Origin of the sequence: Streptomyces sp. NBC_01320 (genome assembly GCF_035974375.1) — a bacterium.
Lineage (GTDB): Bacteria > Actinomycetota > Actinomycetes > Streptomycetales > Streptomycetaceae > Streptomyces > Streptomyces yanii.
This window is the reverse complement of sequence record NZ_CP108390.1, coordinates 5,649,990-5,663,946: the sequence shown is the minus strand read 5'-3', so window position 1 is coordinate 5,663,946 and position 13,957 is coordinate 5,649,990. Positions and strand designations below refer to the sequence as shown.

Here is a 13,957-nt window from a genome sequence, read left to right as displayed (position 1 = left end):
GCTCCCCGAGCCGGGCCTTGTCAGATTGTTGAACAATCGCTAGCGTGCGCTCGTGATGGATCTGACGAACCCGGCGAGTCCGACGAACCCGATGGATCTCAACGCGGATCTCGGCGAAGGGTTCGGGCACTGGACCCTCACCGATGACGACGCGCTGCTCGACTGCGTCACCAGCGCCAATGTGGCCTGCGGCTTCCACGCGGGCGACGCCTCCGTGATGCGGCGGGTCTGCGACACCGCGGCCGCCAGGGGCGTACGGATCGGCGCCCAGGTCGCCTACCGCGACCTGGCCGGCTTCGGGCGTCGCTCCATGGATGTGCCACCCGCCGAACTCACCGCCGAGATCGCCTACCAGATCGGCGCCCTGCGGGTCTTCGCCGAAGCGGCCGGCTCCACGGTCGCGTACGTCAAACCGCACGGCGCCCTCTACAATCGCGCCGTCTGGGACGACGACCAGGCCGCGGCCGTGGTCGAGGGCGTCCGGCTGGCCGGCGGGGACCTGGCAGTCCTCGGGCTCCCCGGTTCGCGCCTGCTCGCCCACGCCGGGGCCGCGGGTCTCACCGCCGTCGAGGAGGCCTTCGCCGACCGCGCGTACACCCCGCAGGGCACGCTGGTCCCGCGGAGCGCGCCCGGCGCCGTGGTGCACGACGAGGACGAAGTGGTACGCCGCAGTGTCGGGATGGCGGTGGGCCGGGGCGTCACCGGCGCGGACGGCAGCCGGATACCGGTCGCCGCACGTTCGCTGTGCGTCCACGGCGACACCCCGGGCGCGGCGGCGCTGGCGCGCAGGGTCAGAGCGGCGCTCGAAGAAGCGGGCGTGGCCGTGCGGGCATTCGCATGAGCGTGGGCGCGGGTGCCGGCGCCGCGCGTGCGGTCACGGCCGAACGGAGCGCCCCCGCAGGGCAGTCGCGCGACGCGCGTACGTCCGCGTCACGGGAGGCGAGCGCCCGCCCGTCCCCCGACGCGAGCGCTCCGGACGGCATCCGCGTTCTTCCCGCCGGGGCCGGAGCGCTGCTCGTCGAGCTGTCCTCCGGTGAGCACGCCGAGGCCTTCCACGCCGAGCTGCTGCGGCGTCGTGCACGCGGCGAGTTGCCCGCCGTACGCGAGATCGTTCCCGGTGCCCGGACCGTGCTGCTCGACGGCATCGCGGACCGCACCCCGGACGGCAGCGCGCGGCTCGCCCGGGAACTCGTCTCCTGGCGGATACCGCCGCTGCGGCGTGACACCGGGGAAGCCGTCGAGATCCCCGTCGTCTACGACGGCCCGGACCTCGCCGACGTCGCGGCGGCCTGGGGCGTCACCGCCGCCGACGTGCCCCGCATCCACGCCGGGACCGAATTCCGCGTGGCCTTCTGCGGGTTCGCCCCCGGCTTCGGCTACCTCACCGGCCTCCCCGAGCACCGGCACACGCCACGCCGCGCGACGCCGCGCACCAGGGTTCCGGCCGGTGCGCTGGCCCTCGCGGGGGCGTACACCGGGGTGTACCCGCGCCCGTCGCCCGGCGGCTGGCAGATCATCGGGCGGATGCCCGAGCCGGGCGAACTGTGGAACCCGGCCCGCGAACCGGCCGCCCTGCTGAGCCCCGGGGCACGGGTGCGGTTCGTCGCGACGGAGGTGCGGCCATGACCGGTGCCGTCGAGGTGGTCAGGGCCGGAGCCCTGACCACCGTTCAGGACGCGGGCCGGATCGGCTGGGCGCACCTCGGGGTGCCGCGCGCCGGCGCCCTGGACGCCCCCTCCCGCCGCCTCGCCAACCGGCTGGCCGGAAACCCCGCGGACGCGGCACTGCTGGAGACGACCGCCACCGGCTGCGCGGTCCGCCCGGACCGGCCCGTGGTCGCCGTCGTCGGCGGTGCGCCCTGCCGGGTCACGGTCGACGGGCGGCCCGTGGCCTGGGGGGCACCCGTGCACGTACCGGCGGGCGCGGTGCTCGACGCCGGCCCCGCGGTGCAGGGGCTGCGCAGCTATCTGGCGTTCGGGGGCGGCCTGCTGCCGGAACCGGTGCTGGGCAGCAGGTCCGCGGACCTGCTCTCCGGGCTCGGCCCGGCCCCGCTGCGTGACGGGGACGTACTGCCGCTGGGACACGGGGCGTCGAGGCCCGCGGCCCCCGACGCCGTGCCCTGGCCGGCCGCGCCCGCCGAACTCGTACTCCCCGTACGCCTCGGCCCCCGCCACACCTGGTTCACGGATGCGGCGCTGCGCACGCTCACCACGGCCACGTACCGGGTCTCGCCGCAGAGCAACCGGATCGGCCTGCGCACGGAGGGCCCGGCCCTGGTGCGCGCCCACGAGGGCGAACTGCCCAGCGAGGGGATGGTGCTCGGCGCCATTCAGGTGCCGCCGGACGGCCGCCCGGTGGTGTTCCTCAACGACCATCCGACGACCGGGGGCTACCCGGTCGTCGGTGTCGTGCACGGGACCGCACTCGCGGGGGCGGCACAGGCGGTGCCGGGAACCCGGGTGCGGTTCGTGAGCGCGGGCTGAGCACCGGCCCCGTCGGGCCGGTGCGCGGTCCCGCGAAAGATCCTAGGCCGCCGCGCGGAACCCCCGCAGCCGCAACGAGTTCCCCACCACGAACACCGACGAGAACGCCATCGCGGCCCCCGCGATCATCGGATTCAGCAGCCCCGCCGCCGCCAGCGGCAGTGCCGCCACGTTGTACGCGAACGCCCAGAACAGGTTCGTGCGGATCGTCCCCAGCGTCTTCCGCGACAGCCGGATCGCGTCCGCCGCGGCCCGCAGGTCCCCGCGGACCAGCGTCAGGTCACCGGCCTCGATCGCCGCGTCCGTGCCCGTGCCCATCGCCAGCCCCAGGTCCGCCTGGGCGAGAGCGGCCGCGTCGTTGACGCCGTCACCGACCATGGCGACCGAACGGCCCTGGGACTGGAGTTCCTTGACGACGTCGACCTTGTCCTCCGGCATGACCTCCGCGTACACCTTCTCGATCCCGACCTCGGCCGCGACCGCCTCGGCCACCGCCCGGTTGTCACCGGTGAGCAGGATCGGGGTCAGCCCCAGGGCCCGCAGCCGCCGAATGGCCTCCGCACTGGTGTCCTTCACCGCGTCGGCGACTTCGAGGACCGCCCGTGCCTCGCCGTCCCAGGCGACCGCGATGGCCGTCCGGCCGGCGGCCTCCGCCGCGGCCTTGTGCCGGGCCAGCTCCACCGGCAGGTGGATCTCCCACTCGGCGAGCAGCTGCTCACGGCCGACGAGGACGGCGTGCCCCTCGACGACACCCTGCACGCCGAGCCCCGCGATGTTGGCGAAGTCCTCGGGGGTGGGCAACGCGGCGTCGGTGCGCTCGGCGGCTCCGGCAGCGACGGCCTGGGCGATGGGGTGTTCCGAGGAGTGCTCCAGGGCGCCCGCGAGCCGCAGCACATCGCGCTCGTCCGTACCGTCCGCCGTGTGCACGTCCAGCAGCGTCATCCGGCCGGTGGTGACCGTGCCGGTCTTGTCCAGGACGATCGTGTCGACGCGACGCGTGGTCTCCAGAACTTCCGGGCCCTTGATCAGGATGCCGAGTTGCGCGCCGCGCCCGGTCCCCACCATGAGGGCGGTCGGAGTGGCGAGGCCGAGCGCGCACGGGCAGGCGATGATCAGTACGGCGACGGCGGCCGTGAACGCGGCCGTCAGACCCGCCCCGTTGCCCAGCCAGAACCCCAGCGTGCCGAGCGCGAGCGCGATGACCACGGGCACGAAGACCGCGGAGATCCGGTCGGCCAGTCGCTGCGCCGCCGCCTTGCCGTTCTGCGCGTCCTCGACGAGCTTCGCCATCCGCGCCAGCTGCGTGTCGGCGCCGACCCGTGTCGCCTCGACGACGAGCCGGCCGCCCGCGTTGAGCGTGGCACCGGTGACGGAGTCCCCGACCCCGACCTCGACCGGCACGGACTCGCCGGTGAGCATCGACGCGTCCACCGCCGAGGCACCCTCGACGACCGTGCCGTCGGTGGCGATCTTCTCGCCGGGGCGGACCAGGAACCGGTCCCCGACCTGCAGTTCCGCGGTCGGGACGGTCACCTCACGGCCGCCCCGCACCACGGTGACCTCCTTGGCGCCCAGCTCCAGCAGCGCCTTGAGCGCGGCGCCCGCCTTCCGCTTGGAACGGGCCTCGAAATAGCGCCCGGCCAGGATGAACGCGGTGACTCCGGCCGCCGCCTCCAGATAGATGTTCCCGGCGCCGTCGCTGCGGCCGATGGTCAGCTCGAAGGGGTGCGTCATGCCCGTCATCCCCGCCGTGCCGAAGAACAGCGCCCACAGCGACCACAGGAAAGCGGCCGACGTACCGAGCGAGATCAGCGTGTCCATCGTCGCCGCACCGTGCCGGGCATTGGTCCAGGCGGCGCGGTGGAACGGCCAGGCGGCATACGTGACGACCGGGGCCGTCAGGGTCAGCGACAGCCACTGCCAGTAGTCGAACTGGAGCGCCGGGATCATCGCCATCGCGATCACGGGGACGGCGAGCACCACGGCGGTGAGCAGCCGCTGCCGCAGCGGACGGAGCTCATCGGCTTCCGCTCCGGCTTCCGACGGTGCGCCTTCCCCGGCAGGTACCGGAGGCGCGGGCTCCTGTGCGGTGTAGCCGGTCTTCTCGACCGTGGCGATCAGGTCCTGTACGGAGATGTCCTCGCCCCGGTAGCTGACCTTCGCCTTCTCCGTGGCGTAGTTGACGGTGGCGGTGACGCCGTCCATCCGGTTCAGCTTCTTCTCGATGCGGGCCGCGCACGATGCGCAGGTCATGCCGCCGATGGCGAGCTCGACCTCTGCGGTGGTGCCGGTGCCGGTTGGGGCGATGGGCGCGGACACGGTTTCCTCCCAGGCGTAGACGGATGCGATATACCCCGAGGGGGTATCCAATCCTGATCCATGTATACCCCCCGCCCCTATGAAGCGCAAGGGTGGATCAGGGATCGAGAGATGGATCATGCGCGTCCGGTCGCCGGGCGCCGCTCCGGCCTCGCGTATCTTCGCGTTCGCGCCGAGGCTTCGCCTTCACGCGACCGACCCGTAGGCTGGCCATTGGACTAGACCTATAGCTGCTTACTGGAGGAATGGGGTCCCATGAGCAACCGTGCAGTCCTGGAGGTGATCGCTCTCGACGCGGAGGACGCGGTCGCTGCCCAGGCGGGTGGTGCAGACCGGCTGGAGCTGGTCACCGACATGGCGTCGGACGGCCTGACCCCGTCCTGTGCGACCTTCGCGGAGATCCGCGCCGCGGTCGACATTCCGCTGCGGGTGATGCTCAGGGTGGCGGACGGATTCGCGGCCGGTGACATCGATGTTCTCGTACGCAAGGCGCGCGAGCTGCGGGCCGAGGGTGCCGATGAATTCGTCCTCGGCTTCCTGGACGCGGCGGGGCACGCGGACCTCGTCGCCGTCGAACGGCTCGTCGCCGAGCTGGACGGCTGCCGCTGGACGTTCCACCGCGCGATCGACCGCGCCACCGACCGGGACACCCTGCGCAAACAGCTGGCAGATCTGCCGGGACTCGACACGTACCTCACGGCGGGATCGGCGCGCGGCGTCGACGACGGCATCCCGACGCTGCTCGCCGAGGCGGCCCACAAGGGTGAGCCCGGGTACGAGCCGCAGATCCTGGTGGGAGGCGGGCTCCGGCTCGAACACCTGCCCAAGCTGCTCGTCGCGGGCATCGACGCGGTGCACATCGGGGGTGCGGCCCGCCCGAAGGGCTGGGAGGCGCCGGTGGACGCGGCGGCGGTATGGGAGTGGCGGGCGCGGCTCGACGGGTAGGCGGCTCACCGGGGTGACCGGTTCCGTCCGCAATCTCCCCCAGGACCTCAAGGCCATGGGGGAGATCGAGGACAAAGCGGCCACCGGACGACCCCGGTAACCGCCGCTCAGCCCTCGAGCGCCTCCGGCAGCCCCGCCGCATGCACCACCGTCAGCCCCGACACCGCACGGGTCAGCGCCACGTACAGCCGGCGCAGACCCGTGCGTTCGTCCGGTTCGCCGTCGACCACCGCCGCCGGCTCGTCCAGCACCACGTAGTCGTACTCCAGGCCCTTCGCCAGCGACGCCGGGACCAGCGTCAGCCGCGACTCGGCCGTCGTCTCCTCGCCCGGCGACAGATACGCGTGACCCGCCGCCGTCAGCGTCTCCGCCAGCACCGGGATCCGGGCGTCCGCCGCGATCAGCCCGATCGATCCCTCCTGCGCCAGCGACTCCTCGCAGGCCGCGAGCACCGCCGCGTCCAGTCCGGCCGCGTCGGGCACCTCCCGTACCGCCAGCGAACCCGGCGACTCACGCACCGACTCCACCGCCGCAAGACCCGGCGAGATGACCGGCAGCAGCCGTGACGCGTACGCGATGACCTCCCTCGGCACACGGAAGCCCGCCGTCAGCTCCTCCACCACGGCGTCCTCCTTGCCCAGGTGGTGCAGCGCCTGCGCCCAGCTCTCCGTCGACCACGGCGTCGTCCCCTGCGCCAGGTCGCCGAGCACCGTCGCCGAACCCGTCGTGCACCGCCGTCCCACCGCCCGGTACTGCATCGGCGACAGGTCCTGCGCCTCGTCGAGGACGACATGGCCGAGCGAGTGTGTACGTGCCACCAGATCGCTCGCCTCGTCGATCAGCACCGCGTCCGCCGCCGACCACTTCGCCGACTTCACGCTGCGGGCCGGCTTCGTCCACAGGATCGTTTTCTTCTCGTCCTGGGTGAGCAGCCCGTCCGCGTGCGCGGCCAGGAACTCCGGGTCGGAGAGCAGTCGCAGGACCAGCTTCGTCGGATCGACCGCGGGCCAGATCGCCTTCACGGCAGCCTTGACCGCCGGAGTACGGGCCACCGCGTTCTGCACCCGGTCGTCGGGCGCCTCGCCGGCTTCCTCCATCCGGACGAGGACGGCGTGCGCGATCCGCTGCGGGAGCGCCTCGTGCGCCGCGCCGTACCGCATGTCGCGCGCCAGCAACTCGGTGACCATCTCCTCCAGTTCGTACGCGGGTACCCGCCACCGCCGCGAACCGCGCACCACCATCACCGGCTCCGTCGGCAGTGTCACATGCGAACGGATCGCCCGCCGCAGCACCTCCGCCATCCGGGCGTCACCCTTGACGACGGCCGCCTCCGCCGCGTCCGATCCCCGCACCTCGACGTGTGCCGCCACCAGATCGTCGACGGTCGCCTGCTTCACCTCCAGCTCACCGAGGGCCGGGAGCACCTGCTCGATGTAGTGGAGGAACGACCGGTTCGGCCCGATCACCAGCGTGCCGGTGCGGGCGAGACGCTCACGGTGCGCGTACAGCAGATAGGCGACACGGTGCAGACCGACGGCGGTCTTACCCGTGCCGGGGCCTCCCTGGACGCAGACCGTCCCGCCCAGCCCGCTACGGACGATCTCGTCCTGCTCCGGCTGGATCGTCGCCACGATGTCGCGCATCGGACCCACGCGAGGCCGCTCGATCTCCGCCTGGAGAAGCTTGCTGGTCTGCTCGGCCTCGGTGGGGTCGGTGAGGTGCTCGTCCTCGTACGCGGTCAGTTCGCCACCGGTGTAGCCGAAACGGCGCCGCTGCCCGACGTCCTGCGGGTCCTTCCTCGAAGCCCGGTAGAACGGCTGCGAGACGGGCGCGCGCCAGTCGATGACCATCGGGTCGCCGTCGGCGTCATGGACGTGGCGGCGTCCGATGTAGAACTGCTCGCCCTCCCGTCGCCCACCACCACCCTTGGCCGAGGCGCTCCGCGCCGCCCCTCTTGATGCGCCCTCGGCCAGATCCGCACCGACCCGGTGCAGATAGTCGAGGCGGCCGAAGAAGAGCGGGGTGTGCGACAGATCGGCGAGCGCCTTGATGCGTTCGTCGATCTGGGCCTGCAGGACGGCGGCGTTCACCCAGTTCGCGGTGACATCGCGGATGTCGAGGGCCTGGGCGTCCTCGCGCATGGCTCGCAGCGCGGCGCGGGACGCGGCGAGATGGGCGCGCTCGCGAGCCAGCGCATCGGGGGTGATCGTGACGGCTTCGTGTTCGTGCGCGGGCACGGTGTTGCCTCCGGCTTTTCGACGCAGGACGGCGGACCGCGGCTCGCACCCGGTCACGTGCCGGGGCGATGCGGTCCGCTCGGGGATCGATCACGGGTTACGCACGCTGGTGCGCGTGCGGCTGTCGGCCGGTTTCCGTCCGGTCGGCGGCGCTCCCCCGGCTGCCGGCGAAGAGCCGGTACCACGGTGCGGGAGGCGGGCAGACCGGCGATTGTATCGACCGCGACCGGTGAGGTCGAATGAATTGGGCCGCCGGGCCCGCCCCTCCTCCACCCCGGCCCACCCCGTAGGGGATGGCATCCGACCGGAGACCCGCGAAGCCCACGGGGATTCCGCCCGCGGGCCGATGCCTTTGCGGAACGGGCGCAGGACCATGGATTGCATGAGCACCGTCAGTCTGAACCCACACGGGACCGGCCCCGCGCACGGCGCGACCGCGGCCACCGGTCACCCGCCCACCCACCATGTCGGCGACGCCGTGCGCGCCGTCAAGGTCTTCGCACGCGCCGCGTTCGACGTGGCCGTCCTCGGCGAGTACGCGGAGGAGGCCGGCGTCCTCCGCCGCGACCACCGGGAACAGCACGACCACCGAGCACGCCGCGAACACTGAGTACGGCACGGCCCCTGAGTACGCCGCGAACACTGAGTATGCCGCGAACACTGAGCACCGCACGGCCCCTGAGTACGGCGGGGCCGCTGAGTACGCGCGACTGCCGCGGTATGAGTAGCCGACCGGAGGTGGTGGGTCCCCGTCCCGCGGTTGAGTGGCGGCATGGAGAACAGCCGTTACAACGCCTTCGCAGCCCCGACCGCCACCGCGCCGGCCGTCGGCGCACCTCTGCTGCCTCGGGTGATGCGTCCGGCCCCCGTCGCGCAGAGCACCACCGCCTGGGTCGCCCCCACGATCGCCACGGTGCTGGCCGCGATCCTCACCTTCATCGGCGTCTTCACCCTGGGCTTTGCCGTGATGGCCACGGACAGCTGCGGCCCCGACAACTGCTCGTCGGACATCACGGTCCCGCTGGGCCTCATGGGCTACGGGCTCTACGCGTCGCCGTTCGTCACGCCCGTCGCCCTGCTCACCGCGTGGGCGCTGCCGTGGCGGCCCCGCTGGGCCGCCGCCCGCCGGTGGGCGGCGGCCGTCGCGGTGCTGCCGGGCCTGACGATGGTCACCGGGCTGTTCCTGCTCCTGACCCTCGGCGGCTGACCGGGCGGGACCGCTCGGTTCAGTTGTCCGTCAGCAGTTCGTCCGCGTCCACGATCCGGTACGCGTAACCCTGCTCGGCCAGGAACCGCTGGCGGTGCGCCGCGAAGTCCTGGTCGATCGTGTCGCGGGCGACCACCGAGTAGAACCGGGCCTCGTGCCCGTCAGCCTTCGGCCGCAGCACCCGGCCGAGCCGCTGCGCCTCCTCCTGCCGCGAGCCGAACGTGCCCGACACCTGAATGGCGACGGTCGCCTCCGGCAGGTCGATCGAGAAGTTCGCGACCTTCGACACGACAAGGACGTTGAGCTCGCCCTCACGGAACGCGTCGAAGAGCTTCTCGCGCTGCGCGTTGCTCGTCTCGCCCTTGATGACCGGGGCGCCCAGATGCTCACCCAGTTCGTCGAGCTGGTCGATGTACTGCCCGATGACGAGAGTCTGCTCGCCCCGGTGCTTGCGCACCAGCGCCTCCGTCACCTTCCGCTTCGTCGCGGTCGTCGCGCAGAACCGGTACTTCTCCTCCGCCTCGGCGGTCGCGTACGCCAGCCGCTCCGAGTCCGTCAGATTGACCCGCACCTCGACACAGTCGGCGGGCGCGATGTAACCCTGCGCCTCGATCTCCTTCCACGGCGCGTCGAACCGCTTGGGGCCGATCAGCGAGAAGACGTCCGACTCGCGCCCGTCCTCGCGCACCAGCGTCGCGGTGAGACCGAGCCGCCGGCGCGCCTGCAGGTCGGCGGTGAACTTGAAGACGGGCGCGGGCAGCAGATGCACCTCGTCGTAGATCACCAGACCCCAGTCGCGGGAGTCGAACAGTTCCAGGTGCGGGTAGATGCCCTTGCGACGGGTCGTCAGCACCTGGTAGGTGGCGATGGTGACCGGCCGGATCTCCTTGCGCGTACCGCTGTACTCGCCGATCTCGTCCTCGGTCAGCGAGGTCCGCTTCACCAGCTCGTGCTTCCACTGCCGGGCCGAGACGGTGTTCGTCACCAGAATCAGCGTGGTCGCCTTGGCCTCCGCCATCGCACCGGCCCCGACCAGCGTCTTCCCCGCACCACACGGCAGTACGACCACTCCGGAGCCGCCGTGCCAGAACCCTTGGACGGCCTGCTTCTGGTACGGACGCAGTGCCCAGCCGTCCTCGGCCAGCTCGATCGGGTGGGCCTCGCCGTCCACGTATCCGGCAAGGTCTTCGGCGGGCCAGCCCAGCTTCAGCAGCGTCTGCTTGATCTGCCCGCGCTCGGACGGGTGCACCGCCACGGTGTCCGGGTCGATCCGCGCCCCGACCAGCGGCTGGACCTTTTTCGACCGGAGGATCTCCTCCAGCACCGGCCGGTCGGTGGAGGTCAGCACCAGCCCGTGGACCGGGTGCTTGGAGAGCGTGAGGCGGCCGTACCGGGCCATCGTCTCGGCGATGTCGACGAGCAGCGCGTGCGGCACCGGGTAGCGGGAGTACTGCACGAGGGCGTCGACGACCTGCTCGGCGTCGTGCCCGGCGGCGCGCGCGTTCCACAGTCCGAGCGGCGTCAGCCGGTAGGTGTGGATGTGCTCGGGCGCACGCTCCAGCTCCGCGAACGGGGCGATCGCACGACGGCAGGCGTCGGCCTGCTCGTGGTCGACTTCCAGGAGCAGTGTCTTGTCGCTCTGGACGATGAGGGGTCCGGTCACGCGTCTCGGCCCTTTCTACGGGGGGTGGCCGCCCGTGCGGCCAAACGTCCAGTGTGCCGCATGCGGGGCAGGTGGTGCGTCGGTGTCGGCCGGCGGGACGTTCGGCCATCCGCCCGCCGCGCGCGGGACGTGTCATGGTCCGTGGGTGACTGATGCCGCTGCCGGGGACACGCCTCCGGAACGAACCGCTTCCGCGCGTCCGGACGACCGCATACCGTCCGTGCTGCGCTTCTCCACCGAACTCGTCGCCTGGGTCGCCACCCCCTGGGTGCTGGCCGGCCACTCATGGCTGCTCGCCGCCCTGTCGCTGGTGGTGCTGATCGGCCTGCCGGCCGTTCTGGCCACCCCGGGCGACAAGAACAGTGTGCTCGTCGCAGTGCCGGGTTGGGCCACGATCCTGATGGTGATGGCCGAGCTGGGCGCTGCTGTCGTCTCGTCGTGGCTGCTGTGGCCGGTGTGGGCGGCCGTTCCGGTGACGCTGCTCGCGGCGGCCGCCGTGGTCACCGAGCAGCCGCGGTGGCGGTGGCTCGTCTCGCTGGAGTAGGAGTGCCCGGCAGTAGGCTTCGCGGCGTCGCGGGGCCGCCTACTGCCGGGCACTCCAAGGGCTGTCAGGCGCCTTCGGAGTCGGCCAGTTCCGCGACGCCCGTGACCCGGTGCAGCGGGTACGTGCGGATCTCGTCCGCCGTGTGGTCGTACGCCGTCACGAAGCCGCCCTCGACCCGCACCGGAGCGATGACGCGCTGGCTGGCCGCGCCGTCCGCATTGACGTAGCCGATCCAGATCGCCGAGCCTGTCATGGCCGCCGCCTGGACGGTCGCGAGAGTCTCGGCGGAGGTCGTACGAGGCAGTGAACCGGCCGGGGCCTCATGGGCTTGGGAGGTGTCCTTGCGGACGACGGTGGCGGCCGTGTCCCCGGCGCGGATCGCCCGTACCGCCGCGCCCAGCAGCGTTCCGTCGGGGAGCGGCGGGCCCTCGGGGACCGGCACGGGGGGTGTACGGGGAGGGGTGCGGCGGGTGCCCGCGCGGGTGATCAGGACGTCGCCCTCGGCGGACTCGGCGGCGGGCGCGTACCCCATCTCGCGCAGCCCTTCGAGCAGGGACGCCGGGTCGATCTGGGCGGCCAGCGCCGTCGGGGCGAGGCGGCGCAGGCGCAGGGTGGCCGAGCGTTTGTCGGCGAGGATCTCGCCCAGCACGGCCTCGTCGTCGCAGCGTACGTACGCGGACGCGGCACCGATCCGCAGATGGCCGTGTCGGCGGGCGACGTCGTCGATGAGGTAGCTGAGCGGCTGCGGGACCGGCGTGCGGCTGTGTGCGGCGAGGAACGCGTGCAGATCGGCCGCGGACTGCCCGGCGTCCAGCGCGCGGCGTACGGAGCCGGGCGTGAACCGGTAGACGGTCGCGCCGCCCTTCGACTCGATGTCGGCGAGGACGGACAGCGTGTCCGCGAGGGGGCGCTCCAGCGGGCCCGGCGCGACGGCCGTCAGGTCGGCCTGCAGCAGGACGTGGTCGAGAGACTCCGGGATGAGCGGGGCGAGCAGCGCGGCCGCCTCGGCCGGCCCGGATTCGAGCAGGGCGCGGGACTGGGAGGAGAGTGCGCCGCGGCCGGTGATGCCGAGGAGTTCGGACTCGTTCAGTGTCCACAGGGCGACCCGGGACCGGAGGTCGGTGGTGTCCCCGGCGGAGGTCGAGGAGCCGCGCAGCGGCCGTTCCCAGCGGAGCCGGGCGAGCAGCGTCTCCGGGTCCGGGGCGGTGCCGGGGTCCAGGGAGGCGAGCAGGGCCAGGATGCGGTGGCGTACCTCGGGAGCGGCCGAGCGGTCCAGTTCGGGGCCGAGCGCGGACAGGGCCCGGCCCTTGGCGTCCTGGCCGCCGACCAGACCTGCGGTGCGGGTGGCGGCGAGCCAGGCGGTCGCGAGGCGCACCCAGCGCTCCTGGGCGGGGAGTTCGGTCCAGTCGTCGTATGCGGGCGTCGGTGCGTACCGCTCGTCGGCCTCGCCGTCGGAGGCCAGCAGTCCGGCCGCGTAGGCGAGTTCGAGCCAGAACGCGGCGATCGGCTCCGACACGTCGAGGACGGACGCGGTCCGCTTCAGCTCGCGGACGCTGAGGCCGCCGGCCCGGAGCATGGCGGGGCCGCCGGCGTTCCAGCTCGTCAGGAGTTCCTCGACGGTGGACACCGCCAGGTACGCCTGGCCTGCGGCCGCACTGTCCACAGCCTGGGGGTCACGGGTCGCGGCCGCCACGACGGCGGGCGGCAGCGGCTCCGGTACGCGGTGGGCGCGCCCGGCCCGCAGATGCAGCGCCGCCTCGCGCGGCAGGACGACGGTGCGCGTCGACACGGGCAGCAACAGCCCGCGGTCGCGCAGCCACTTCACGGGCGGGGTCGGGTTCGGGGTCACTTCCCCGTACGGCGGACCCCACACCAGCCGGTCCAGCACGGCGAGCGCCTCCATCGGCGCGGTGTCCAGCAACTCGCCCATCCTGGTCCGGTCGGTGAACAGCGTGGCCAGCGCGGTCACGGCCGAGACCGGGTCGTGCGTGGCGGGCAGCCCGGCCGCCGCCAGGATCTCCTGCAGCCGGCCCGGCGACATGCCGGCGGTGGCCTCGGCGACGGTCGGCCCGAGACCGGTGGGGGAGGGGTGCTGCGGCGACGGAGCGAGAAGTTCGCGCGCGGTACGGACCAGCCGCAGCCGGTCGTCCTCGCCCCAGACCAGGGCCTGTTCGCGCAAGGTCGCGAGGGCTCCGGGCGTCGCGTCCCGGATCGCCGCACCCGCGTCGTCGCGTTGCGCGCCGTCGTCCTGGCCGTCGCCCGTGAGGAGGGCGAGAAGGGTGTCGTACGAGGCCGGGTCGGGTGCGACCGCGAGCGCCTCCGCGGTCTGCAGGGCGAACCGGTCGAGGTGCTCCAGCGCGCGTACGACAGAGGCACGGGTGCCGGCTCTCGTCGCCAGCTGGGTGATGTCGTTCGGCACGGGAGACAGGAGGTCGGGACGGGCACGCAGCAGCCCGGCCAACGACTCGTCGTCCCGGGCGCGCAGCGCTTCGGCGAGCGTCCGCGGTGGTGTGGTCATCCCCATCCGTCCCACGGTAGTCGCTCCGGACAGGCCCGAGG

Annotated in this window: 11 protein-coding genes; 7 read left to right on the top strand and 4 right to left on the bottom strand. The window is 72.8% G+C overall.

Annotation, left to right across the window (positions count from 1 at the left end; genetic code table 11):
- Nucleotides 1–91: 91 nt before the first annotated feature.
- From OG395_RS25675 to OG395_RS25665, 3 genes are read left to right on the top strand one after another with little or no spacing between them, the layout of a single operon-like run.
- On the top strand, nt 92–841 hold the full coding sequence (locus tag OG395_RS25675; RefSeq protein WP_327249458.1) for a LamB/YcsF family protein: 750 nt from the start codon (nt 92–94) through the stop codon (nt 839–841).
- Entirely contained in the window at nt 838–1,626 is a 789-nt protein-coding gene (locus OG395_RS25670; RefSeq protein ID WP_327245035.1) for a 5-oxoprolinase subunit B family protein, read from the top strand. Before OG395_RS25675 ends, OG395_RS25670 begins: the two co-directional genes overlap by 4 nt.
- Nucleotides 1,623–2,483, top strand: a complete 861-nt coding sequence (locus OG395_RS25665; RefSeq protein WP_327245034.1) for a biotin-dependent carboxyltransferase family protein — start codon at nt 1,623–1,625, stop codon at nt 2,481–2,483. Before OG395_RS25670 ends, OG395_RS25665 begins: the two co-directional genes overlap by 4 nt.
- Nucleotides 2,484–2,525: 42 nt before the next feature.
- On the opposite strand, the gene OG395_RS25660 is transcribed toward OG395_RS25665, so the two are convergent.
- Nucleotides 2,526–4,802, bottom strand: a complete 2,277-nt coding sequence (locus OG395_RS25660; protein WP_327245033.1) for a heavy metal translocating P-type ATPase — start codon at nt 4,800–4,802, stop codon at nt 2,526–2,528.
- A 255-nt stretch (nt 4,803–5,057) separates the two neighbouring features.
- Between OG395_RS25660 and OG395_RS25655 the strand changes: the two genes are divergently transcribed.
- Nucleotides 5,058–5,747 carry a copper homeostasis protein CutC gene (locus OG395_RS25655; RefSeq protein ID WP_327245032.1) on the top strand — a complete coding sequence of 230 codons (690 nt, stop codon included), beginning with the start codon at nt 5,058–5,060 and terminating at the stop codon, nt 5,745–5,747.
- 107 nt (nt 5,748–5,854) lie between these two features.
- Here the strand turns inward: OG395_RS25655 and OG395_RS25650 are convergent, their stop codons facing one another.
- Nucleotides 5,855–7,984, bottom strand: coding sequence for a HelD family protein (locus OG395_RS25650; RefSeq protein WP_327245031.1), 2,130 nt, complete (start codon nt 7,982–7,984; stop codon nt 5,855–5,857).
- A gap of 382 nt (nt 7,985–8,366) precedes the next feature.
- Here OG395_RS25650 and OG395_RS25645 point away from each other — a divergent pair, with 382 nt between their 5' ends.
- Nucleotides 8,367–8,594: a hypothetical protein gene (locus OG395_RS25645; RefSeq protein WP_327245030.1), complete on the top strand. Its 228-nt coding sequence runs from the start codon at nt 8,367–8,369 to the stop codon at nt 8,592–8,594.
- A gap of 162 nt (nt 8,595–8,756) precedes the next feature.
- Nucleotides 8,757–9,191 (top strand): hypothetical protein, encoded by a 435-nt coding sequence (locus tag OG395_RS25640; protein WP_327245029.1) that lies wholly within the window; start codon nt 8,757–8,759, stop codon nt 9,189–9,191.
- Nucleotides 9,192–9,210: 19 nt separating this feature from the next.
- On the opposite strand, the gene OG395_RS25635 is transcribed toward OG395_RS25640, so the two are convergent.
- The gene (locus tag OG395_RS25635; RefSeq protein ID WP_327245028.1) at nt 9,211–10,854 is read right to left on the bottom strand and encodes a DNA repair helicase XPB; all 1,644 of its coding nucleotides are present in this window, start codon (nt 10,852–10,854) and stop codon (nt 9,211–9,213) included.
- Nucleotides 10,855–10,999: 145 nt separating this feature from the next.
- On the opposite strand from OG395_RS25635, the gene OG395_RS25630 reads away from it, so the two are divergent.
- Nucleotides 11,000–11,398 (top strand): hypothetical protein, encoded by a 399-nt coding sequence (locus tag OG395_RS25630; protein ID WP_327245027.1) that lies wholly within the window; start codon nt 11,000–11,002, stop codon nt 11,396–11,398.
- 64 nt (nt 11,399–11,462) lie between these two features.
- On the opposite strand, the gene OG395_RS25625 is transcribed toward OG395_RS25630, so the two are convergent.
- Complete coding sequence (locus tag OG395_RS25625; protein WP_327245026.1) at nt 11,463–13,922, bottom strand: helicase C-terminal domain-containing protein; 2,460 nt, start codon at nt 13,920–13,922, stop codon at nt 11,463–11,465.
- Nucleotides 13,923–13,957: the final 35 nt, after the last annotated feature.

Excerpts from the sequence above, each read along its gene's own strand:
- OG395_RS25670 (WP_327245035.1), top strand. The coding sequence starts at position 838 with ATGAGCGTGGGCGCGGGTGCCGGCGCCGCGCGTGCGGTCACGGCCGAA.
- OG395_RS25665 (WP_327245034.1), top strand. The coding sequence starts at position 1,623 with ATGACCGGTGCCGTCGAGGTGGTCAGGGCCGGAGCCCTGACCACCGTT.
- OG395_RS25640 (WP_327245029.1), top strand. The coding sequence starts at position 8,757 with ATGGAGAACAGCCGTTACAACGCCTTCGCAGCCCCGACCGCCACCGCG.
- OG395_RS25675 (WP_327249458.1), top strand. The coding sequence starts at position 92 with ATGGATCTCAACGCGGATCTCGGCGAAGGGTTCGGGCACTGGACCCTC.
- OG395_RS25625 (WP_327245026.1), bottom strand. The coding sequence starts at position 13,922 with ATGGGGATGACCACACCACCGCGGACGCTCGCCGAAGCGCTGCGCGCC.
- OG395_RS25645 (WP_327245030.1), top strand. The coding sequence starts at position 8,367 with ATGAGCACCGTCAGTCTGAACCCACACGGGACCGGCCCCGCGCACGGC.
- OG395_RS25655 (WP_327245032.1), top strand. The coding sequence starts at position 5,058 with ATGAGCAACCGTGCAGTCCTGGAGGTGATCGCTCTCGACGCGGAGGAC.